The 22,272-nt window shown below is 61.4% G+C and carries 19 protein-coding genes; all 19 read right to left on the bottom strand.

The features are described from left to right. Nucleotides 1-79 precede the first annotated feature (79 nt). The 19 genes from DW913_RS05090 to dusB all read right to left on the bottom strand — a co-directional run bounded on the left by DW913_RS05090 (nt 80) and on the right by dusB (nt 22,270). Nucleotides 80-610 carry a CinA family protein gene (locus DW913_RS05090; protein ID WP_117797787.1) on the bottom strand — a complete coding sequence of 177 codons (531 nt, stop codon included), beginning with the start codon at nt 608-610 and terminating at the stop codon, nt 80-82. A 12-nt stretch (nt 611-622) separates the two neighbouring features. After that, a complete protein-coding gene (pgsA, locus tag DW913_RS05085; RefSeq protein ID WP_229025873.1) occupies nt 623-1,171 on the bottom strand; it encodes a CDP-diacylglycerol--glycerol-3-phosphate 3-phosphatidyltransferase in 549 nt (182 codons plus the stop codon). A gap of 99 nt (nt 1,172-1,270) precedes the next feature. Continuing rightward, a complete protein-coding gene (gene rimO, locus DW913_RS05080; RefSeq protein ID WP_117797785.1) occupies nt 1,271-2,620 on the bottom strand; it encodes a 30S ribosomal protein S12 methylthiotransferase RimO in 1,350 nt (449 codons plus the stop codon). Nucleotides 2,621-2,647: 27 nt separating this feature from the next. Then, nucleotides 2,648-3,145, bottom strand: coding sequence for a YajQ family cyclic di-GMP-binding protein (locus DW913_RS05075; protein WP_117797784.1), 498 nt, complete (start codon nt 3,143-3,145; stop codon nt 2,648-2,650). Between the two features lie 26 nt (nt 3,146-3,171). Then, a complete protein-coding gene (locus tag DW913_RS05070) occupies nt 3,172-4,683 on the bottom strand; it encodes a helix-turn-helix domain-containing protein (RefSeq protein WP_117797783.1) in 1,512 nt (503 codons plus the stop codon). Then, complete coding sequence (locus DW913_RS05065; protein ID WP_233542003.1) at nt 4,683-7,463, bottom strand: DNA translocase FtsK; 2,781 nt, start codon at nt 7,461-7,463, stop codon at nt 4,683-4,685. The genes DW913_RS05070 and DW913_RS05065 overlap by 1 nt, the downstream gene beginning before the upstream one ends. A gap of 1 nt (nt 7,464) precedes the next feature. Further along, nucleotides 7,465-9,135, bottom strand: a complete 1,671-nt coding sequence (locus DW913_RS05060; protein ID WP_006235967.1) for a ribonuclease J — start codon at nt 9,133-9,135, stop codon at nt 7,465-7,467. A gap of 644 nt (nt 9,136-9,779) precedes the next feature. Next, entirely contained in the window at nt 9,780-12,026 is a 2,247-nt protein-coding gene (locus DW913_RS05055; protein ID WP_055309899.1) for a polyribonucleotide nucleotidyltransferase, read from the bottom strand. Nucleotides 12,027-12,175: 149 nt separating this feature from the next. Beyond that, nucleotides 12,176-12,454, bottom strand: coding sequence for a 30S ribosomal protein S15 (rpsO, locus tag DW913_RS05050; protein ID WP_035138510.1), 279 nt, complete (start codon nt 12,452-12,454; stop codon nt 12,176-12,178). Nucleotides 12,455-12,592: 138 nt separating this feature from the next. Beyond that, nucleotides 12,593-13,342 (bottom strand): DNA repair protein RecO, encoded by a 750-nt coding sequence (recO, locus tag DW913_RS05045; RefSeq protein ID WP_117797782.1) that lies wholly within the window; start codon nt 13,340-13,342, stop codon nt 12,593-12,595. A gap of 15 nt (nt 13,343-13,357) precedes the next feature. Beyond that, nucleotides 13,358-14,425, bottom strand: coding sequence for a GTPase Era (gene era / locus DW913_RS05040; RefSeq protein WP_199580766.1), 1,068 nt, complete (start codon nt 14,423-14,425; stop codon nt 13,358-13,360). 12 nt (nt 14,426-14,437) lie between these two features. Continuing rightward, the gene (locus DW913_RS05035) at nt 14,438-14,815 is read right to left on the bottom strand and encodes a diacylglycerol kinase family protein (RefSeq protein WP_117797781.1); all 378 of its coding nucleotides are present in this window, start codon (nt 14,813-14,815) and stop codon (nt 14,438-14,440) included. A 9-nt stretch (nt 14,816-14,824) separates the two neighbouring features. Beyond that, complete coding sequence (gene ybeY / locus DW913_RS05030; protein WP_117654802.1) at nt 14,825-15,334, bottom strand: rRNA maturation RNase YbeY; 510 nt, start codon at nt 15,332-15,334, stop codon at nt 14,825-14,827. Next, nucleotides 15,331-16,317, bottom strand: a complete 987-nt coding sequence (locus DW913_RS05025; protein ID WP_117797780.1) for a PhoH family protein — start codon at nt 16,315-16,317, stop codon at nt 15,331-15,333. The genes ybeY and DW913_RS05025 overlap by 4 nt, the downstream gene beginning before the upstream one ends. Further along, the gene (locus DW913_RS05020; protein WP_117797779.1) at nt 16,298-17,590 is read right to left on the bottom strand and encodes a MiaB/RimO family radical SAM methylthiotransferase; all 1,293 of its coding nucleotides are present in this window, start codon (nt 17,588-17,590) and stop codon (nt 16,298-16,300) included. Before DW913_RS05020 ends, DW913_RS05025 begins: the two co-directional genes overlap by 20 nt. A 9-nt stretch (nt 17,591-17,599) precedes the next feature. Continuing rightward, nucleotides 17,600-18,748: a molecular chaperone DnaJ gene (gene dnaJ, locus DW913_RS05015; RefSeq protein ID WP_117786043.1), complete on the bottom strand. Its 1,149-nt coding sequence runs from the start codon at nt 18,746-18,748 to the stop codon at nt 17,600-17,602. Between the two features lie 81 nt (nt 18,749-18,829). Further along, nucleotides 18,830-19,933: a DnaJ domain-containing protein gene (locus DW913_RS05010; RefSeq protein ID WP_199580764.1), complete on the bottom strand. Its 1,104-nt coding sequence runs from the start codon at nt 19,931-19,933 to the stop codon at nt 18,830-18,832. 58 nt (nt 19,934-19,991) lie between these two features. Next, complete coding sequence (hemW, locus tag DW913_RS05005) at nt 19,992-21,224, bottom strand: radical SAM family heme chaperone HemW (protein WP_117797778.1); 1,233 nt, start codon at nt 21,222-21,224, stop codon at nt 19,992-19,994. A gap of 2 nt (nt 21,225-21,226) precedes the next feature. Beyond that, entirely contained in the window at nt 21,227-22,270 is a 1,044-nt protein-coding gene (gene dusB, locus DW913_RS05000) for a tRNA dihydrouridine synthase DusB (protein WP_117797777.1), read from the bottom strand. Nucleotides 22,271-22,272: the final 2 nt, after the last annotated feature.

Below are 22,272 nucleotides of genomic sequence, written 5' to 3'. Positions count from 1 at the left end.
AACTACCTGCACAAAGATAAAATTCGCCGGAGGTCCCTATCTCCACAATTAAGGGGCCCGGAGGCCCCTTAAAACACGTCTATTCCATAGAGTTGAGCACAAGGGCAATGCGACCCAATGCCTCCGTGACCGCATGGGCACGAACACACGAACGGTCGCCCTCATAGTGGCAGCGCACAGAGTCCACGACCGGCACTCCCCCATCGGCGGAACGATGTGCCCAGCCAATATAGAAAGTGCCAGCAGGATCGTCCTCAGTACCACCGCCGGGGCCGGCATAACCCGTTGCGCTCACTGCAATATCGCTCTGGTACAGTTCCAGCGAACTCGACGCCATCTCGCGCGCAGTTTGATGCGACACCGCGGTGTAGCGGTCGAGCGTCTCCTGCTCAACACCCAGCACGCGATGCTTAATCTCATCGCAGTAGGTCACCGCACCGCCACGCAGCACCGCCGAGGCGCCCGGGATATCCGCAATCGTCGAGGCGATCATACCCGCCGTCAGCGACTCAGCCGTCGAAACCGTCACACCCCGAGCGCTCGCGCGCTCGACGATATCGCGCGCCAGCTCCTCGTTATGTGCGGAAATCTGCTCAAAAGAGTCCGTCATACCCACCAGGACCTAGACCGAAAAGACGATCTTGCGGCAGTTCCAGAAGTACTGGGCGCCCGAGATAACGGTCAAGACAACGGCAACGGCATACAGGAAGCGCGACACCGAGTAGATGCCGAGCGTCAGCGCCACCGGGCCAAGGTGCAAGCCGGCCATAGCAAAAACGCACAGGTAACCGCAGATGGAGACCATCGTGGTCGCCGTCTTGTACTTGCCGAGCTTATCGGCCGCAACGACCACACCAGCCGCACTCGCGACCATGCGAAGGGCGCTCACCAGAAGCTCACGGAACAGGATAATGAACACGGACCACACGGTCACCGCGCCAAAATCCAAGAACAGCAGCAGGGCCGAGAACACGAGCAGCTTATCGGCGATGGGGTCCAAGAATTTACCGAAGTCGGTGATCTCGTTGCGCGAACGCGCCAGATAACCGTCGACCTTATCGGTGCACGACAGGATCACATACAGAATGAAGGCAGCGGCGGCGAGCGGGCCGTCGAAGATGCTCCAATCCGTACCGGCAACACTCGTGTGAGAAAGCGCCGACACGATCATGAACACCGGGATAAAGACGATGCGAACGCACGTCACGATGTTGGCGGGCGTCCAAACACTCGTCAGTTCCTTATTGCTCTCGTTTGCCACGATGCTCTCCTACTCCACAACATGGCCGATAAGCTCATAGCAGAAGCTATCGGTAAACTCGACAGTCAGAATATCGCCCACGGACGCCTCACTGGCGTCCAAGTGGACCGCGCCATCGGAATCGGGCGCCTGGAACCAGGCATGGCCGATCAGCTCGGTGCCGTCCTCGGTTTCTTCGATACCGTCGACGATCACCTGGGCGCGCTCGCCCACATGTGCGGCGGTGGCGGCAAAACCGAGCGACTCGGCCAGGTCCATGGCCTCCTGGGCGCGCTCGAGCTTGACCTCTTCGTCGACCTGACCCTCCATCTTAGCGGCCAGGCTGCCCTCCTCCTGCGAGTAGGCAAAGACGCTCGTGTAGTCAAAGCCGACGGTGTCCATAAAATCGATAAGGTCGCGGAACTCGTCGTCGGTCTCGGTCGGGAAGCCGACCATAGCCGTGGAACGGATCACGATGCCGGGGATACGCTCACGCAGATCGCGGAACAGGTCCTCGAGCTCCTGGCGCGAACCGGAACGGCGCATAGCCTTGAGGATGCGCGCGTCGCAGTGCTGCACGGGGATATCGATATAGGGCAGCACCTCGGGCGTATCGCGAATCGTATCGATAAGCTCATCGGTCATGCCCTCGGGCTGCAGATAGAGCACGCGGACCCAGACGTTGTGCGGGCGCACGGCCTCGGCGACGGCACGCAGCAGCTGCGCCAGATTGCGCGGCGAGCCCTCGGCGACATCCTCGTCAGTAAAGTCGGTGCCCCAAATACCCGTGTCCTGGCCGATCAGCACGATCTCGCGCACACCGCCGGCAACCAGGTCGCGTACCTCGGAGATAATGCTCTCGGCATTGCGCGAATGATAGCGACCGCGAATATAGGGGATCATGCAGAAGCTGCAGAAGCGGTTGCAGCCATCGGAAATCTTGACGTAAGCAACGGCGCCCTCGACGGTACGCTTGACCTGAGGGATATAGGCCGCGATCTCACGCTCGACACCCAGTACGCCATCGATGACCGCCACGATGCCGTCCTCATCGTCGGCCTTCACAAAGGCAGCGACCTCGGGCAGCTCGTCGGGCAGGTCGTCGCCATAGCGCGACGGCACACAGCCGCACATGACGATGGGGCAAGAACGAACGCCGTCCTGAACCTCATTGGCGAGCTCGAGCGTGGTCTCGATGCTCTCGGACGTTGCGGAGGCGAGGAACGAACATGTATTGACGATGGCGATATCGGCATCCTGCGGGTCGAATGCTTCCTCGTAGCCTGCGGCGGTCAAAAGAGAACGCATGCGGTCGGTGTCAACCTCGTTCTTAGCGCACCCGAGGGTGATGTAGAGCACGGAGCCCAACGGTGTATCCATGTTGGAGAGCGGTCCTTTCGAATGATATTAGCGGTAGTTGGTGAACTGTAGCGGCTGGCCGTAGTCCTGGTCGCGCAGGAACTGGATCACGGTCTGCAACGCATCCTTCGAAGCAGAGGAAACACGCAGCTTGTCGGCCTCGATGGTCACCTTGACCTTGAGTTTTTGGTCCTTGATGTCCTTGTTGATCTTCTTGGCGGTCGCCTGGTCGATACCCTCGACGATATGGCCGAACACGCGCACGGTGCCGCCCGATGCCGCCTGAGGAGCATCCCACGAGACAGCCTTGAGGTCGATGCCGCGCTTGATGAGCTTGGAGCTCAGCACGTCGATAATCTGCTTGGAGACAAAGTCGGCCGGGGCGTTAATCGTAAAGAGCTTGTCGCCCTTCGAAAGCTCGATCGTAGCGCCGGAATCCTTAAGGTCATAGCGCTGGGAAATCTCGCGCGTGGTCTGCTGAAAGGCGTTGTCGACCTCTTGCATGTTGACCTCGGACACGACGTCGAAGCTGGAATCTTTAGCCATGATGTTTCCTTTCGCGTACGAGCGGCTTAGTAGCTATCGTACGAATAGTCGGTAGAATCGGTGGGCGTCTGACCGTCAGTTGCGGTATCGGCGCCATCCGCGGACTGGGCATCGGTACCGTCGGTGGTATCGTTACCATCGGTGGCGTCGGCACCATCAGAACTCTCACCATTCTCGGAATCAGTCGTCTCCTTCTTGGGAACGGTGATCGTCACACGCGCCACGCCGGAGGTCTTGGTATCGTAACGGACCTTTTCACCGTTCTTGGTAACGGTGACATCGGAAGGCTTGGATGTGGTGATCTCGATCGAGGACTCGGGCGTGTACTCCTGCCCAAAGGGGCCAGTCGCCTGGGCGCCATAGACCGACTTGCCGTCGACCTTGACCTCAATCCACGCGGTCTTACCCTTGGCAACGGAGACTTTGACCTTCGTGACCTCGTTCTCTTCCTTCTTGGCCGTCGTCTTGGTGGCGTCCGAATCAGTCGACTCATCCGTCGCCTCATCGGTGTCTTCGTCCTCGTCGACCGTTTCGGTCTTCTTGGAAGACTTCTTAGTCGTTGTCTTGGTAGCAGTGGGCGTCTCGGGCGTGGTCTCGGGCGCCGAAGATGCGCAGCCGCGCAGAAGCACCACGATGAGCACAATCAACAGCAGCGCAACGGCACCGATGCCGGCGTAGACGATACGCGGATCGAGCCCGTTGTTTTGAGGAGTACGTGATCCGCCGCGTCCACGATTGGAACTGCTGCGGCCGCCTCCCTGAGGCATACGACCACGATTGCTATCGGAACGGCCGCGATAGCCACCCTGGCCCTGAAGGCTGCGCTGACCCGAGCGGGGCGCAAGTTCACCGCGGCCTTGATAGCCACGCTGGCCCGAACGCGGAGCCGAAGAGCGCTGGCCATACGGCTGTGATTGAGAGCGAAGACGCGGCGTCACCTGCGTGGTATCGGCGTCCGCATAGCCTCCGCGAGAACGTCCCGTAGAGGCACCACGGTAACCGCGATCGGAATAGCCGCCGTCGCCGTAGCCGGCACGAGGGTCACGCGCCACGCCGCGGGCAGCGGGAAGTGCACGGTCCTCGGGCATCGGCGTGCTGCGGAACCGGTCACGCTGTGAGCGAATCTCCTCGCCCGAACCCGTCTCGGTAATATAACCGGCCTGCTGAGGACGCTGTCCATAGCGGGTCGAACGACCGCCCTGAACCATCAGGAAGCGCCCGTTATCGACCGAGGAACGCGAATTAACGTAGCCGGCGGCGTCCTGAAAACGACCGCCCTGCTGCGACGTCTCGCGTTCGTAAGCCATCAGGTCGTCAAAGTAGGCATTGACGACCTCGCGCGGATTGAGGCCCAAAAAGCGAGCATAGCTCGAAATCATGCCCTGCGCATAGCCGCGCGGCGGCATCGAAGCAAAGTTACCGGTCTCGAAAAACTCGATGATCTGCGGCCTGATTTTGATGGTGTTGGCGACCTGCTGAATGGAAAGGCCCATTCGGCGACGCTGCTCAAGCAGCATGTCACCAAAGCGTGCAGCCATCAGAATCCTCCAAACTCACGATCTTCACGTGCCATCTCGGCATCGACAGATTCCAGCGCGGCAAGCCCCTCCTCGTCCAACAGGACCTCACGCGGCTTGGAACCGTCGGGCGGACCGACGACACCCTTTTCTTCCAGCATGTCCATAATACGCCCGGCACGCGCATAGCCAACCTTCAGACGACGTTGCAGGCCAGATGTGGAGCCAAGCTGAGATTCCACCACAATATGGGCGGCTTCCCAAATGAGCGGATCATCGTCTTGCGGCTCGGCGACTCCGGTACGGACAATGCCGCCACCACCCGCCATGGACATGGAAGCGGGCGCCACGGCAGACAGGATCTCCTCGTGGTAGTCGGGCTCGCTCTGCGACTTGACGAACTCGACAATCTCGTTGATTTCATCATCCGAGACAAAGCAGCCCTGGATACGGCGGGGCTTGCCCCAGTCGACCTTGGAGAACAGCATGTCGCCCAAACCGGTGAGCTTTTCGGCACCCATCTGGTCGATGATGACGCGCGAGTCGATGCCCGTGGCGACGTTAAAGGCGATGCGGTTGGTGATGTTGGCCTTGATGAGGCCCGTCACCACGTTGGAACTCGGGCGCTGCGTAGCCACGATGAGGTGAATACCGGCGGCACGGCCCAGCTGGGCGATACGCACGATCGAGGCCTCGACATCCTTGCCGGCAACCATCATCAGGTCCGAGAGCTCGTCAATGATGATGACCAAGTAGGGCATCTTTTGCGGCGGGTTGTCGTAATGCTCAAACTCGCCGGCGGCCTGCTTTTCGTTGTAGGTCGAGATCTTACGCACGTTGAGACGCTCGAAGACCTTCAGGCGACGCTCCATCTCGGACACGGCCCATTGCAGAGCGCTCGCGGCCTGCTTGGGCTCGGTCACTACAGGCACGTAAAGATGCGGCAGACCGTTATAGCCCGCAAGCTCGACGCGCTTGGGGTCGACCATGATCAGGCGAACGTCCTCGGGAAGGGCGCGCATGAGCAAGGTCGTGATGATGGAGTTGATCATGACCGACTTACCGGAACCCGTGGTACCGGCGATCAGCAGGTGGGGCATCTTGGCAAGGTCGGCGACGACCGGCGTACCCTCGGCATCTCGACCGATGGCGAGCTCGAGCGGACCGCCCTTCACATAGGGAAGCACGTCGCCCAGGTTGACGTTCTGGCGCTTGCGATTGGGGATCTCGATACCCACAAGCGAGGTGCCGGGGATCGGGGCAAAGATACGCACCGACTGGGCAGCAAGCGATAGCGCGATATCGTCCTCGAGGCTCGAAATCTTGCTCACGCGCTCGCCCTCGCCAGGTTGCAGCTTAAAGGTCGTCACCGTGGGGCCGGCGATCCAGCCGACCACGCGGGCACTACGACCAAACTCCAGCAAGGTGGACTGAAGCGACTCGGCAGTCTGTTCCAGCTCCTTGTCAGAAGACGCGGAGGAAGCCGACTGCGGGTTGGCATGCAGAATCTCAAGTGGCGGAAGTTTGAGGCCGTCCTCTTCTTCGCCCTCGTTATCTGCGGCGCCGCCGTCCGCTCCCCCATCGCTAGCCGCAGCCGATTCGACAGCACTCAAGGCAGGCGCATCGGCAACCTTGGGATGCTTCAAGAAGTCGGGGATCTGAGGTGCTGCCGAGACAGGATTCACGGCAAACGGCGGCTCGGACTCGTCGATCTTATCGGGGTCGTCTTCCATCGAAAGCTGACCGGTTACCTGGTCGCGCTTTGCATGGCGACGCGGCAGCAAAGTTGTCTTTGCGGTCTCAATCGGAGCCTCGTCGTCCTCGTCATCGCCCTCGGTGAGCTCAATCTCGCTCTCGGACCAAGACGGGTCGGGCTCACTCGTATTGAGTTTGGGCGCAGCCTTGCCCTTCTTGGCATGGCGGCGCGGCAACAGCGTCGTCTTAGCGCGCTCAGCTTCCACGGCATCGGACACGTCGACAAACGGATCCTCGTCCTCGTCGTCATCGTCCAAAACCGGGTCCACATCGTTGCCCATGACCGTGGTCACGGCAGCATCGGAGCCCTTTTGACGAAGAATGCTCAGGTGAGGACGGGCAACGCCGGGCACCGACAGGGCTTCATCGTCACCCCACGGGCTCGCGTTAACATCGGCACGACGGCGCTCGGCAAAATCGGCCGCACGGTCGCGAGCAGAGCGCAAAACGCCACCCACCGAAAAGCCGATGATGACCAGGCCCACGACGACAAGGCCCAACAGGACTACCATCGCGATAGGCTTACCCAGGGCATTCTGCAGCGCACTCGCAATAAACGCACCAATGTAGCCACCCGAGGCGGACAGATTTTGCGGCGTGAACATAAGGTCGCACGAGTCGCTCGTACCTGGCACCATCAACGAAAGAATGGAGACGACGGCGATAAAGACCACGGCGCCGCCCGCAACAGAGCGCGCGTTGAGCGGCGAGTCCTCGCCTAAAAAGAGCGTGGCGGCAAACAGCAAAATGACGATCGGCAGCACGTAGGCGCCCAGACCAAAGCCCAAGTGGTAGAAACCGGCAACCGCAGCCGTAACGGGCGCAGTCGCCGGCGAAATCACGGCAATAAAGGACGCAATCGCCAAAACGGCAATGACCACGCCGGCGATATCGCGGTTGGCCGAGGGCTCGACCAAGGGCTCAAAATCGTCGAAGTCCGCCTCGTGGCCCTTATTGGCACGCAGATGGGAACCGGCACCCTTAGCAGATGCCGGTTGGTTATTGGCCTTATTGCCTTTGGCGTTTTGTGCAGATCCGCGCGCCAAACTAAACCTCCATGACGACCGGGATGATCATCGGACGGGTGCGCGTACGGCTCCAGATAAAGTTAGAGAGCGAATCGCGCACGGCCTTGCGAATGGCATCGGAACCGCTGCTCGTAAAGCTAAACTTGCCCTTCTCGATCGTCTTCATAATGGACGCGGAGGCATCCTCGGAGAACTGGTCGTCGATGGCAAACGAGACGCCGCGGCCCGAGAACTCGATGGCCTCGATCTTCTTGTGCTTGAGCGAGACGATGGCAACAGCGGTAACCATACCGTCGTTGGCGAGCTTCTGACGATCGCGCAGGACGATGGGGTCGGTATCGCCGATACGCAGGCCGTCGACGTAGACGACGCCGGACTCGACGGGCGTACCGCGTTTGACGATACCGCCGCGCATCTCGAGCGTGTCGCCGTTATCGAGGATAAAGATGTGATCATCCTTGATGCCCATCTTGCGGGCCAGCTGGGCATGGGCACGCAGATGCACGGCCTCGCCGTGAACCGGCATAAAGTAGGTGGGCTTGGCCATGGCCATCAGTAGCTTGAGTTCCTCCTGGCTACCGTGACCGGAGACGTGAACGAGAGCGCGGTTCTTATCCCACACGTCGCAGCCGAGCTTGGCTAGGCTGTTGACGACCTGCTGGACGGCTTTCTCGTTACCGGGGACCGGCGTTGCCGAGAGGATAACGGTATCGCCCTCGTGGATGGAGAGCGTCTTGTGCTCTCCGTTGGCCATGCGGGACAGGGCCGACAGCGGCTCGCCCTGCGAACCGGTGCACATGACGACGATCTTGTCGTCGGGCAGGTTATCGATGTCAAAGGCATCGATGATATCGGCGTCGTCGATGTTGAGGTAGCCAAGCTCGCGCGCCACGCGGGTGTTAGTGAGCATGGAGCGACCGGTCACAACGACCTTACGGCCGCACTTGCGGGCGGCATCGCAGATCTGCTGCAGACGATGGATGTGGCTCGAGAACGACGCGACGAACACGCGACCCGGCGCGTTCTTGATGGCGTGCAGCAGGTTGGGGCCGACTTCGGCCTCGGACTTGGTAAAGCCCGGAACCGTGGCGTTGGTGGAGTCGGAAAGCAGCAGGTCGATGCCCTGCTTGGCAAAGCGGCTGATAGCGGCGTAGTCGGGCGTGACGCCGTCGATGGGCGTCTGGTCGAGCTTAAAGTCGCCGGTGTGCATAACGGTGCCCTGATTGGTGCGGATGAACACGCCCAGAGCGCCGGGGATGGAGTGCGTCATCGAAAAGAAATCGAGCGAGATGCCGCCGAGGTTGACATGGCTGCCGCCCTTGACCTCGCGGAACTTGGGTGCGCGGATGCGGAACTCAGAAAGCTTGCCCTCGATAAAGCCAAGCGTCAGCTTGCTCGAGAAGATGGGCACCTTATTGTTGAGGTCCTGCAGCAGATACGGAAGCGAACCGGTGTGGTCCTCGTGGCCGTGGGTGACGACGATACCGCGGAGCTTCTCCTCGTTCTCCAGAACATAGGTGTAGTCGGGAAGCACCAGGTCAATACCGGGCTGGGAATCGTCGGGGAACATGAGGCCAGCGTCAACGAGCACCATGTCGTCGCCGCATTCGAAGACCGTCATGTTCTTGCCGATGCCGTCAAGGCCGCCGAGCGGAATGATCTTCAAGGGAGATGATTTTTTAGCTGCCATAGGTTAGTGTGGTTTCCTTTCTTCGAAACGGGTCTGGAACAACCGACGGGGCGCTTCTGGCAAACCGACCGCCGGGAACGTACAAACATGCATCGCAGAGTCGATGCAATAACCACAGTATGATACCCATTTGCACAACAACAGACCACCCATGCATCAAAGCCCCATCTGAACTGGTCCATCCCGCCGGTCAGGGCTCAGCGGCCCCGGCACGGGCTAAGTTTCCTGCTCTACAGTCCTGCTCACGACGGAGGCCACATTAAGTGGCCTCCTGTTCGTGCGGAACTCGCGATAAACTTCATCAGTGCCCGCCCCACGGGAAACCTGCCAAAAAGAGACAGGTTTATTTTGGTCGGTTTTATCTGGGAAGATGCTGCTGCGGCTATCTACAGATCTGAAATCTGACTACTGAATAGACTGTCTAACTAAATAGCGAGCGGCACTAACCAGCCCTTTTGCTTGCGCCCGGGAGGGGCGCATATGAAGTTTATCGCGAGTTCCGCACGCAAAGGAAAGCACTTAATGTGCTTTCCGTCTTGCGCAGGACTGTAGAGCAGGAAACTTCATATGCGGCCCTCCCGGGCGCAAGCAAAAGGGCGACCCCTGTCCGGAGTCGCCCTTGTTGAGCTGCTTATGTTTAGCTGTTACTCGGCGTCGTGGTGACGGCGGGGCTTGCGGCCTCCGTTGTCGCCGGGACGGCGCGGACGGTCGCTGCGCTCGGAGCGCTCGCGACGCGGACGCTCACGGCGCTGGAAGTGCTCGCCGTCGCCCTCGGAGGCACCCTCGGCGCGAGCCGGGGCCTCGGGCTTGTCAAGGCGATCGAGCGAGATCTTACCGCGATCGTCGACCTCGATGACGACGACCTTGACCTCGTCGCCCACGTTGAGGACGTCCTCGACCTTCTCCACGCGGCCCTTGGCAACGCGGGAGATGTGCAGCAGGCCGTCCTTGCCGGGCAGCAGATTCACGAACGCGCCGAAGGGCTGGATGGAAACCACGCGACCGGTGTACTCCTCGCCCGGCTCGGGAACCTTGATGATGAGCTTGATGCGCTCGACAGCCTGGTCGACGGACTCGCCGGTGCCGCCGACAAAGACGGTGCCGTCCTCCTGGATGTCGACCGAGGCGCCGGTCTCGTCCTGGATGCCGCGGATGACCTTGCCGCCGGAACCGATGACGTCGCGGATCTTGTCGGTCGGAACCTGGATGGAAACGATGCGCGGAGCGGTGCTGCGCGTAGTGTGGCGCGGCTCGGGGATCACATCGAGCATCTTCTGCAGGATGAAGGCGCGACCCTCCTTGGCCTGCTGCAGGGCGCGGGCCAGGATGTCGAAGGTAAGGCCGGTGGCCTTGTTGTCCATCTGCAGGGCGGTGATGCCCTCGGTGGTGCCGGTGACCTTAAAGTCCATGTCGCCCAGGAAGTCCTCGAGACCCTGGATGTCGGACAGGACCACGGTCTTGCCCTCCTCCTGGATCAGGCCCATGGCGATACCGGAGACCGGGCGCTTAATGGGCACGCCGCCGTCCATAAGGGCGAGCGTGGAGCCGCAGGTCGAAGCCATCGAAGAGGAACCGTTGGACTCCATGACCTCGGAGACGACGCGGATGGCATAAGGGAACTCGTTCTCGTCGGGGAGCACCGGAAGCAGGGCGCGCTCGGCCAGGTTGCCATGGCCGATCTCGCGGCGCTTGGGGCTGCCCATGCGGCCGGTCTCGCCGGTGCAGAACGGCGGGAAGTTGTAGTGGTGCATGTAGCGCTTGCCCTCGGTGGGCTCAATGGTATCCAGACGCTGGCCCTCGTTGAGCATACCGAGTGACAGGACGGAGAGCACCTGGGTCTGGCCGCGCTGGAACAGGCCGGAGCCGTGAACGAGCGGCAGGTAGTTATCCTTCACCATGATGGGGCGAATCTCGTCGGCGGCACGGCCGTCGACGCGCTCGCCGGTCTCGACGACCATGGTGCGCATGGCCTTCTTCTCAAGCTTCTTGAGCGCCACGGGGATCTCGCGCTCCCAAGCGGCCTGCTCCTCCTCGGTGAACTCGGCGCGGATGGACTCCTTCAGAGCCTCGACCTTGCCGATACGGGAGAGCTTGTCGGCGTCGCGCAAGGCGGCTGCCATCTCGTCGTAGTGGGCGAAGATGCGCTCCTGGACCTCCTCGACGGGCTGGTCGAGCGGGTACTCCTTCTTGACGATGGGGCCGTTGACCTGCTCCCACTCGGCGACGAACTCATCCTGAGCCTGGCAGAAGGCAGCAAGGGCCTCCTGGCCAAACTTCATGGCGGCGAGCATGTCGTCCTCAGAGATCTCCTCGGCGCCGGCCTCGACCATCGAGATGAAGTCGGCGGAGCCGCCCAGCTCCAAGTCCAGATCGGAGTTCTCGCGCTCCTCGTAGGTGGGGTTGACGATAAACTCGCCGGTCTCCACGTTACGGCCGATGCGCACGCAGGCAAGCGGGCCCTCGAAGGGCACGCCGCCGAGCGTCATGGCCAGGGAAGCACCCATGACGTTGATGACGTCAAAGGGGTTGACCTGGTCGGCGACAAGCGAGGTAGCGACGATGTGCACCTCGTTGCGGAAGCCATCCGGAAAGCTCGGGCGAATCGGACGGTCGATCATGCGCGCGGTGAGCGTGGCCTTCTCGCTGGGACGGCCCTCACGCTTGAGGTAGCCACCCGGGATGCGGCCGGCGGCGTACATCTTCTCGTTGAAGTCGACGGTCAGCGGGAAGAAGTCGTAGTTCTTGCGCTCCTTGGAGACGACCACGGTGTCGAGCATGGTGGTGTCGCCCTGCTTGACCAGGCAGGCGCCGGTGGCCTGCTTGGCAAGCTCGCCCGACTCAAAGGTGTAGGTCTTGCCGTACAGCTCAAAGGTCTTGGATACGAGTGTCATTGTTCTCCTTTACCCCACAGGCCCCTTGCCTGCGGGCTTCTCATGTGACGCGGGCCCCCTGCCCCCGCCACGCTTCAGAGCGTGATTGTTCACGCCCTTACACAAAAAGAGCGCCCCGCTGCGCAGGACGCTCTTAGCATGTACAAATCCTACTGGATGTTGTCGCGGATGCCCAGAGCCTTGATGAGCTCACGGTACTCGACGATGTCGTTCTTCTTGATGTAGGAGAGAAGACGACGACGACGACCGACGAGCATGAGCAGACCACGACGGGTGTGGAAGTCCTTCTGATGGGACTTCATGTGCTCGGTCAGCTCCTTGATGCGCTCGGACAGGATGGCGACCTGAACCTTGGGGTTGCCGGTGTCGACCGGGGTGTTACCGAACTGGGCAGTCAGCTCCGCCTTGCGCTCTTTGGAAACAGTCATTGTTTCACCTTTCTTTTTGCGTCGCCATCGGGCGACTCGATTCGCCTCGGACTGGGAAGCCGCCGGTGGAGCGAGCAACCAAGGTCGAGGTACCAACAGGTCGGTATGTTACCACAAGCAGCCCGCGCCTGCGCATCATCACCGACCCAACATGAATTCCATCGCACGGAGGCGCTGATCGGTGTGCGTCGCAGCCCAAACATGCGAAAGCCCCAGCAAAAAGGCTGCGGTATGCGGGTCGATTCGCTCGGCCATGAGCGCATCGAAGGTCATGGACATGAGGGCGCGCAGCCATGCGACCTCACCGGTCGACACCAGTTCGGCACCCGGAACGCTCGACGCGCACGACCCGCACATGAGACCGCCCGCCTGGGGCGAAAAATACGACAGCATGGGGTCTCCGCACAGCACACAGGCCGAAAAATCGGGACGATAGCCAACGTGCGATAGCAGCTTAAAGACATATGCCGCCACAAGTAGGTCCATATGTGCCGTGTCAAGCCCGCTGCCCACCAGGGCAAGCGCTCGCTGCGTTATGGCAAAGGTAAACGGGTCCTCGGCGTCCTCGAACGAGCACACGCGCGCGACCTCGGCGATCGCGCTTGCGGCGCAGGTCGTCTCGTAATCGGGCGCAGCGCCGAGCGGCGCCTCCATAAGCTCGGCCTGAGAAACCACGTCGAGTGACCGTCCATGTGCGAGCAGCATATCGACCGTACAGAACAGCTCGCAGCGCGCAGCCAGGCGTCCGCCGGGTTTGCGGGCGCCCTTTGCCACGGCACGAACCTGCCGTCCCCGCTCGTCAAGCATCGTCAAGATCAGGTCGGTCTCTTTGAGCTTCGTCTTGTCGAGAACGAGCACCTTGGTGCGATATGTCCGGGAGCCTGCCATGCGCGCCGCGCGTCCTTAGTCCTCGGCGTTGTAGCCAAAGCGGCGAATCTGGGCCTCGTCGTCACGCCAGCCGGCCTTGACCTTCACGTCCAGCTCCAAAAAGACCTGCGTGCCAAAGATGCGCTCAAGATCGCGACGGGCGTCGATACCGATATGCTTGATCATCTCGCCGCCCTTACCGATGATGATGCCCTTTTGGCCCTCGCGCTCGACGTAAATGGTGGCGTGCACGCGCAGCACCTTCTTGGTCTGCTCAAGCGCATCGCAGATCACGCCAACGGAGTGCGGAATCTCATCACGGGTGCGGCGCAAGACCTTCTCGCGCACAAACTCGGCAACGAGCGTCTCATCGGAAGCGTCGGTACCCATGTCCTCGGGGAACCAACGCGGACCCTCAGGCAAAAAGTGCGCAACGGTCTCGATAAAGGCATCGACGTTGAAGTTCTTGACCGACGACGTCACGATCTCGTCGTCATATTCCATGAGTTCGTGGGCCGCCTTAAGCTGCTCCATGACCTGTGCGGGGTCGGCCTCATCGGCCTTGGTGAGCACCAGGACCTTCTTGCAACGAGCGCATCTGACGCGCTCGGCAACCCAGGCGTCTCCCCTGCCGATCGGTTTGGTGGCATCAATCAAAAACGCGACAACATCAACATCGTTCAGCTCGAACAACGCGCTCTTGTTGAGCTCGGATCCCAAGCCGTCCTTGGGCTTATGAATACCGGGGGTATCGACAAAGACCAGCTGGTAGCCGGGGCGGTTGACGACGGCGCGCATGCGGCGGCGGGTCGTCTGGGCCACCGGCGAGGTGATGGCGACCTTTTTGCCATAGCAGGCATTAAGCAGCGTAGACTTGCCAGCGTTGGGACGACCGACCAGGGCCACAAAGCCGCTGCGGAAACCGGGCTCAACGTCACCAAAGCCCGCGAGGTTGTCGTCCTCGTCGCACAGGGCGTCGAGTTCCTCGTCGCTCATACCCTCAAACGGGTCGAACTCCTCGACATCCTCGAGCTCCTCGGTATCCACCGCGTCCAGGGACTCGTCGTCCAAAATCTCATCGGTAGGCTGCATATTGTCGGACATGGGAATCCCTTTCTAAATAAAGTCGAGCGCGTGGGCAAATACCAGTACGCCCACAATCGCGGCGGTGATGGAAAGAACGTATACAGAGGCGGCGGCGATGTCCTTCGCACGCTTGGCCAGCGGATGGAGCTCCTGGGTCGCTAGGTCGACGATAGCCTCCATAGCGGTGTTGCACAGCTCGCCGTGAATCACCAGGCCACAACAGATGATAATCGTGGCCCACTCGGCAATGTCGAGCCCCACGATACAGCCGGCAATGACAGTGCACACGCCCGCCACGAGCATGACCTTAATGTTGCGCTCGGTCTTGACAGCGGTGACGAAGCCCTCCATGGCGTAGGAAAACGACTTTAAGAAGGACGGATGGTCCTTGTTCGATCCGGGAATCATAGACGGCTCCTAGTCGTGGGCGTGGTTGGTGATGGGGCCGACGTGGACTAGCTTGGGGTCCTCGCCGCGCTCAAGCGCCAGATCGCGCAGGATGGCGTCCTCGCGGGCCTCCATGACCTCGGCCTCGTCGTCCTCGATGTGGTCATAGCCCAGCAGGTGCAGCATGCCGTGAACGAGCATCAGACGGCACTCGTCAGCGGGGCTATTGCCAAAACCGGGGGCCTGACGGGCAATAACCTGCGGGGCCAAGATAATATCGCCGAGCTCGAGCGTCTCATCGGCGGGAATGTCATCGTCAAAGGCCGAATCGCACTCAAACGAGAGTACATCGGTGGTGCGATCGATACCGCGCCACTCGTGGTTGAGCTCGTGCATCTCGTCCTCGTCGACATACGAAAGGGAAATCTCGACTTCACGTTCAACGCCCTCGGCAGCAAGCACAACCTCGCAGATGTGCTCCACCTCCTGCGCGTCAAGCAGCGTATCGAGCTCGGCATCGTTGCTGATCAATACACTCAACGGGACTCCTTTCGGTCACGTACGCGTTTCTCGCGCACATCATCATAAGTATCGTACGCCTCGACGATACGTCCCACCAAGGCATGGCGCACCACGTCGGCACGCTCGAGGTGCGAAAATGCGACATCGTCGACACGGCCCAAAATCTTCTCGACATCCGCCAAGCCACCACGACGACCCACCAGGTCGCGCTGGCTCAGGTCGCCGGTAATCACAAACTTGGAGTTAAAACCCAAGCGCGTCAGAAACATCTTCATCTGCTCAGGCGTGGTATTTTGCGCCTCGTCGAGCACCACGAAAGCATCGCTCAGCGTGCGGCCGCGCATATAGGCAAGCGGGGCGATCTCGATCACGCCGCGCTCCATAAGCTCATCGGTGCGCTCGCGATCCATCATGTCAAAAAGGGCGTCGTAGAGCGGACGCATGTAGGGATCGATCTTTTCCTCAAGGGTACCGGGCAAAAAGCCCAGATTCTCCCCCGCCTCGACAACCGGACGCGTCAAGATCAAACGACCCACCTCGTGGCGCTTGAGCGCGGCAACGGCGAGCGCCATGGCCAGATAAGTCTTACCGGTGCCGGCAGGACCCAGGCCAAACGTGATGGTATGCGAGCGGATGGCGTCAACATAGCGTTTTTGGCCGAGCGTCTTGGGACGAATAACGCGGCCGCGATACGACAGCAGCACGTCATCGCGCAGCGACGAGGCATCATGCTCTCCATCGCGCAGGACAGCCAAGCAACGCGAGACATCGTCGGCAGAAAGGGTACGGCCGGCGGCCGCCTCGCGAAAAGCATGTTCGAAAAAGCGCACCACGAGCTCGACCTCGTCCGGGTCACCGCTCACGGCGATGCTATCGCCACGGGCGACCACATGGGCGCGCACCAAGTTCTCGAGTGCACGAAGGACGCCGTCGCCGGCGCCCAAAACGCGCGAGGGGTCGATACCCTCGGGAACGGTAAGTCTAATCTTCGAGGCTTCCATGAACCTCCCTGCGCGCATGGACCAAGCCGGAATCATCGACTCCGATGATAGCAACATCGAGCAGGCACGGGGCTGTGAGTCCACAGGTATCGTCAAGACGGGCATGATGGAACGAGCCGAGCGTCAGGTTGTCACCATACTCGAGCACGGCACGCTCGACCGTGCCCACGCGACGACGAGCGTCGGCAATAGCGAGCTCCTGTGCCGCGGCCCGCATACGGCGGCTGCGCTCGGCCATAACCTCGGGCGGCACCTGGTCGGGCATGTCAGCCGCAAGGGTACCGGGACGCTTGCTGTAACGGAACACGTGCATGCGCGAAAAGCCCACACGGCGGCACAGCGCCAGCGACTCCTCGAATTCCTCGTCCGTCTCGCCGGGGAAGCCGACGATGACATCGCACGAAAGAGACACCTGGGGCAAGTTGGCGCGAATCATGCGCACCGTGTCCTCAAAGGCCTCCGCACTATAGGGACGACCCATGCGATGCAGGGTCGCCGTACAGCCGGACTGCACGGGCAGGTGCAAAAACGGGGCGATACGCTGCGGATAGCGCGCCATAACCTTAAGCAGGCGCTCAGAGATATCCATGGGCTCGACCGACGAAATGCGCACATGCGCAATAGTCGTGCGCTCCATGATGGCCTCGAGCAGCTCATCGATTTCGACATGCTCGTCGGTCGCGCTCTTGCCATCGTAGGCACCCAGGTTCACACCGGTCAGCACCACCTCGGGCACGCCGGCCTCCTGGGCCTCGCGAACTTGTTCAAGCACGGACTCGACGGGCACGGAGCGCTCGGGGCCGCGCGCCTTCCACACAATGCAATAGGTGCAGCGATGGTTGCAGCCGTCCTGGATCTTCACGCCCAGGCGAGAGCGACCGAGCGCATCGACCACCTCGCCATCGCTGCAGGCGGGAACGCTATCGGACTCAACGCCCAGCACCTCGCAGACACGTTCGGCGACATCGATCTTGGACGGCTCGGCGATCACGCGATCCGAAAGCTCCAACAGCTCCTCGGGATGCAAATTGACCACGCAACCGGTCACGAGCACATAAGGCTCGTTTGGATGGGCCAGCGCATGACGGACGGCCTTACGTGTCTTGGCCTCGGCCTCGCCCGTAACGGCACAGGTGTTAATGACGATCAGATCGGCATCCTGGGGCTCCACCATAGCAAAGCCCAGGCGCATAAGATCGGCAGTGATACGGTCAGACTCAACCCGGTTGACACGGCAGCCGAGGTTGACGACGGAAATATGGGGTGCGAGCACGCGGGCTCCTTAATCGAGGATATCGTCGAGGGCACTCTTGATACGGTCGGTCACCGACTTCTTACCGGAAGCGACGTCATCGCCCATCTCATCGGCAAAAGCACGGAGCAGCTCGCGTTGCTTATTGGAAAGATTGGTGGGAACGACCACGCGCAGTTGCACGATCAGGCGGCCACGCGAACCGCCACCGCCAATGCGCGGCATGCCGTAATTATTGACGCTCACGGTGTCGCCGTACTGGGCGCCGGCGGGAACCGTCACCTTAACGACCTCGTCGGGCATAATGCCCTCGACCTCGATCTCGCAGCCGAGCGCAGCCTGCGCAATCGAGATATCGCTCACCAAGTACAGGTCGTCACCGTTGCGCTTAAAGCGCTCATGGTCGGCAACGCGCACGTTGACAATCAGGTCACCCGAAGGCTCGCCGCGAAGGCCGGCCTCGCCAAAACCACTCACGCGCAGCTGGCGACCGGTCGAAACACCGGCGGGAATATCGATGTCGATCTTTTCGTGCGAAGGCGTGCGGCCCTGACCGTCACAGGTCTCGCAGGGATGGTCGATAACCGTGCCCTCGCCGTGGCAGTCGGGGCAAGGCGAAGAGGACTGAACCTGGCCCAGGAACGAACGCTGGACCGTCGTGACATAGCCCGTGCCGCGGCAGCGGCTGCACTGCTTTTCCTGTGCACCCTCGGCCCTGCCGGTGCCGTTGCAATCCTCGCAGGGGGCAAGGCGGTCATAGCTGATCGTCTTTTTGCAACCGAGCGCCGCCTCCTCAAGGGTCACCGAAAGGGAGATGGCCATATCGCGGCCGCGACGACGCTCACGGCGATTTCGGGCGCCACCGCTGGCACCGCCGCCAAAGAACGAGGAGAAGAGGTCGTCCATGCCCATGCCGCCAAAGATATCATTGATATCGACGTAGCCGGAGCCACCGGGGCCGTCGGCAGTGCCGTAACGGTCGTAGTTAGCACGCTTCTGCTCATCGGAAAGAACGGAATACGCCTCGTTGAGCTCCTTGAACTTGGCCTCGGCCTCGGGGTCGTCCGAAACGTCCGGGTGTACGGTACGGGCCTTCTTTAGAAACGCGCGTTTAATCGTCCGCGCGTCGGCATCCTTGTCGACGCCAAGTACCTCGTAGTAATCCCTATTTTCCGACACGACCGAATCCTTCCGACTTTCATTATTGTCACAGTGCGTCCTATACCCAAGCTGGGCCGGCCGCAAACAGAGGGTTTGATGTTATTGCATTGCGTAGGGCGAAAGCATGGCACGCTGCGAGCAGCTCGCAAACCAAACCGACACGAGCGCAAACATAAATCCGTTGGCAAAACCATTGGCAAACTGCATCGCGCCGCGCTTCCACCACAGCAGGCTGCGATGCAGTACGCCGTCCGAGAGCACCATGAACAGGCCCATGGCAAACGGAATAAAGCACATCACGGCAAAGGCCGAGAACACGCCCGAGATGGCCGACAGCACCAAAAACGGCGCCACGATGCCCATCAGGTAAAAACCGGTACGGGCCTTGCCTTCCAGGCGCTCGGCCTCAACATGGGCGCGACCGACCAAATCGCCACCCGAGGCACCGTTGGTGCCGGCGTGACCCATACCGCTAATACGGACCTCGTCGCCATCGTGCGTACCGGCAGGAAACTCAATCGTCTGCTCGGAGGTCACACGGGTTCGCCCGCTGCCGCCGCAATCGGGGCAGGGGTCGGCGACGACCTTACCGGAACCGCCGCACTCGGGGCAGACCGACTGAAACGTGCCGGCACCAAACAGGAAGGACAGGTCGACGTCGATGTGGCCGCGACCGCCGCAGCTCGGACAGGTATGTGCATGCTCGGAGGAGACAGAACCCGAGCCTCCGCAGTGACCACAGGTATCGAAGCGCGTATAGCGGACGGTCTTGCGGGCACCACCCTTGGCTTCCTTGGCGTCGAGCTTAATATCGACGACCACGTTGGCGCCGTTCTCGGGATTATAGGCAGCCTGCCCGCGACGCGGCTGGCCCCAGGCGCCACCAAAGGGAAAGCCGCCCTCAAAGGGATAGCCATAGCCCGCGCTACCGGCGTAGCCGCCGCCATAGGGAGAAGCCGCAGGAGCGCCGGCGAAGGGATTGCCCGAGCGCATGGCGTCATAGCGCGCACGCTTCTGCTCGTCCGAAAGCACGGCATAGGCCTCGGAAACCTCTTTGAACTTTTCCTCGGCATCCGGCTCTTTATTGACGTCCGGATGGAGCTTGCGGGCCTTTTGCTGGAAGGCTTTTTGTATATCACGCGAGGTGGCGTCCTTAGAGACACCCAAAATCTCGTAGTAATCTTTTTCGTTCATCGTCGCCATGCGCGGCAACCTCCTGCTCACAGCAGCGTATATATTGCGGTAATTCTACCCGAGCGGCCTAGGCTAGACCCCAAAACAGCTCGAACAGCACATTTCCATCGAGCCAGCCCAAGTGGGTGGGCGCTAAACGAGCTCGAACATGGCCCGCGACGACATCTGCCGAAGTAAAGCGTCCCTCATGGACCCCGAGCGTCTCGGGCACCCAAGTGGCAAGACCCAATTCGAGCGCGCGATCGCAGGCAGCTGCCAGCTCGCCCGTTGGGATGACGCAAGTCGCACGAACCAACAGATCGGACGCAATACCGCGCGTCATGCGACAGGCGAGCATCAGGTCTTCGGCCGAAGCCTCTCGCTGCGACAGGTATTCGGCCTCAAACGACGTCGCGTCATCGTCACGTTGCACCAGACGCACGCGGTACGCATCGCCTCGAGCAGACACGCCGGGGAACAAACCTGCAAGACTGTCGAAATCCTCGGCGTCGAGCATGCCCGCGGCAGAACGACCCAGGCCCAGGTAGCCCCGTCCGGTCCAGTAGGCAATGTTATGGGCGCACTCATGGCCGTCGAGTGCATAGCTTGCCACCTCATAGGGATGATAACCGGCCGCACCCAGGAGCTCGCGTGCCACGTCCATGCATGCGGCCTGAAAATCCTCGTCGGGCTCGAGCGACTCGTCGCGGCACGCCATGCGATAAAGGGGCGTCCCCTCCTCGAGCGTAAGCGGGTAGACCGACACATGCTGCGGAGCCGCCGCCAGCACGCCATCGAGCGTGCGCCGCCAACTCGCCGCCGTCTGCCCGGGAAGGCCACACATAAGGTCGCACGACACATCGAGGCCAGCGTCCTTCACCGTCGCGATAGCCGCAAGTGCCCGATTAGCATCGTGAATGCGGCCAATAGCAGCCAGCTCGGTATTGTCGAGGGTTTGCACGCCCAGAGAGACGCGTGTGACACCGACCTTGGCAAGCGAAGTGGCAAGCTCGGCGGTCAGCGACTCGGGATTGGCCTCGCAGGTAAACTCAACGGGGGCGCACCACGCACGAATACGCCGCGCCAGCTCCACCAGGCGCTCCCCCGCCAGCGACGGCGTACCGCCGCCAACATAGACGGTGCGGATCTGGTCGAGGGCCCCAGCCTTACCAAAAGCATCGAGGCGCGCGTACAACTGCTCAAAATAGGAATCGAGCGCGGCATCCAAATCACACGAAGCAAAGCTGCGCGAGTCGAAGTCGCAGTAGCGGCACTTTTGGGCACAGAACGGCACGTGCACGTACAGCGCTGTAACGGCCACCCTTAAGCCTCCAGCGGATGAGGGGGCACCGATTCGCCGGCGGCAAGGGCAGCCTCACAGGCCACCACATCATGCTCGATCTCATCGACCAGCGCCATAAACTCCTCATACGTGGAGCAGCGCACCACCTGCGCGCGCCAGGCTGCAGCATGGGGCATGCCTTTTAAGTACCAGCTTGCGTACGTGCGGGCACGCGACATGAGCGGCAGGAGCTCATGCGTCAGCGTTAGGTGCTCACGCAGGGCGTCCAGGCGCTCAACGGAGCTGCGAGCCGGCACCGGTATGCCATCGAGCGCAAGGGCGCGAGCATCGCCAAACACCCACGGGTTCCCATAGATACCGCGCGCAATAAACACCGCGCTGGCACCCGAGTTGCGCAGATGCTCCGCGGCATCCTCGGCCGAGAACACATCGCCCGAACCGATCACGGGAATCTCAACGGCGTCGGCAACCTCATCGACGACCGACCAATCGGCCTGGCCCGTATAGAGCTGCGTGGCGCAGCGGCCATGCACCGCCACCGCGGCGGCACCGGCGCCTTCGAGCATCTGGGCAAATGTCGCGGCATTACGGTCCTCGGCATAAAAGCCCTTGCGGATCTTTACGGTCACGGGTACATGCGCCGCGCCCACCGCCGCCTCGACGATCTTCTCGGCCAAATCGGGCGTGCGCATGAGCGCCGAGCCCTCGCCCTTGGTAACAACCTTGCGGGCCGGGCAGGCCATATTGATATCGATGAGCGACAGGCGATCGCCAACGCGCTCCTCGACGGCAGCGACGGCGCTCGCAAACTGATCGGGCTTGGAGCCAAAGAGTTGCACGCAAATCTGCTGCTCCTCGTCGGCCGGTAGCACCAGGCGCCAGGTCTTGTTGCTGGCATAGGCAAGGCCCGCCACGCTCACCATCTCGCTGTAGGCAAGGTTGGCACCGCGGCGGCGGCACATGATGCGGTAGGCAGGGTCGGTCACGCCCGCCATGGGAGCCATAAGGAACGGCTGCTCGGCATAGGCGCCCAGCAGCCGCTTGCTGTATTCAGAAAGCGCCATAG

The sequence above is a fragment of the Collinsella sp. AM42-18AC genome, assembly GCF_003467965.1.
Lineage (GTDB): Bacteria > Actinomycetota > Coriobacteriia > Coriobacteriales > Coriobacteriaceae > Collinsella.
The sequence above is the reverse complement of the archived record's forward strand: the minus strand, read 5'-3'. Positions and strand labels throughout refer to the sequence as shown.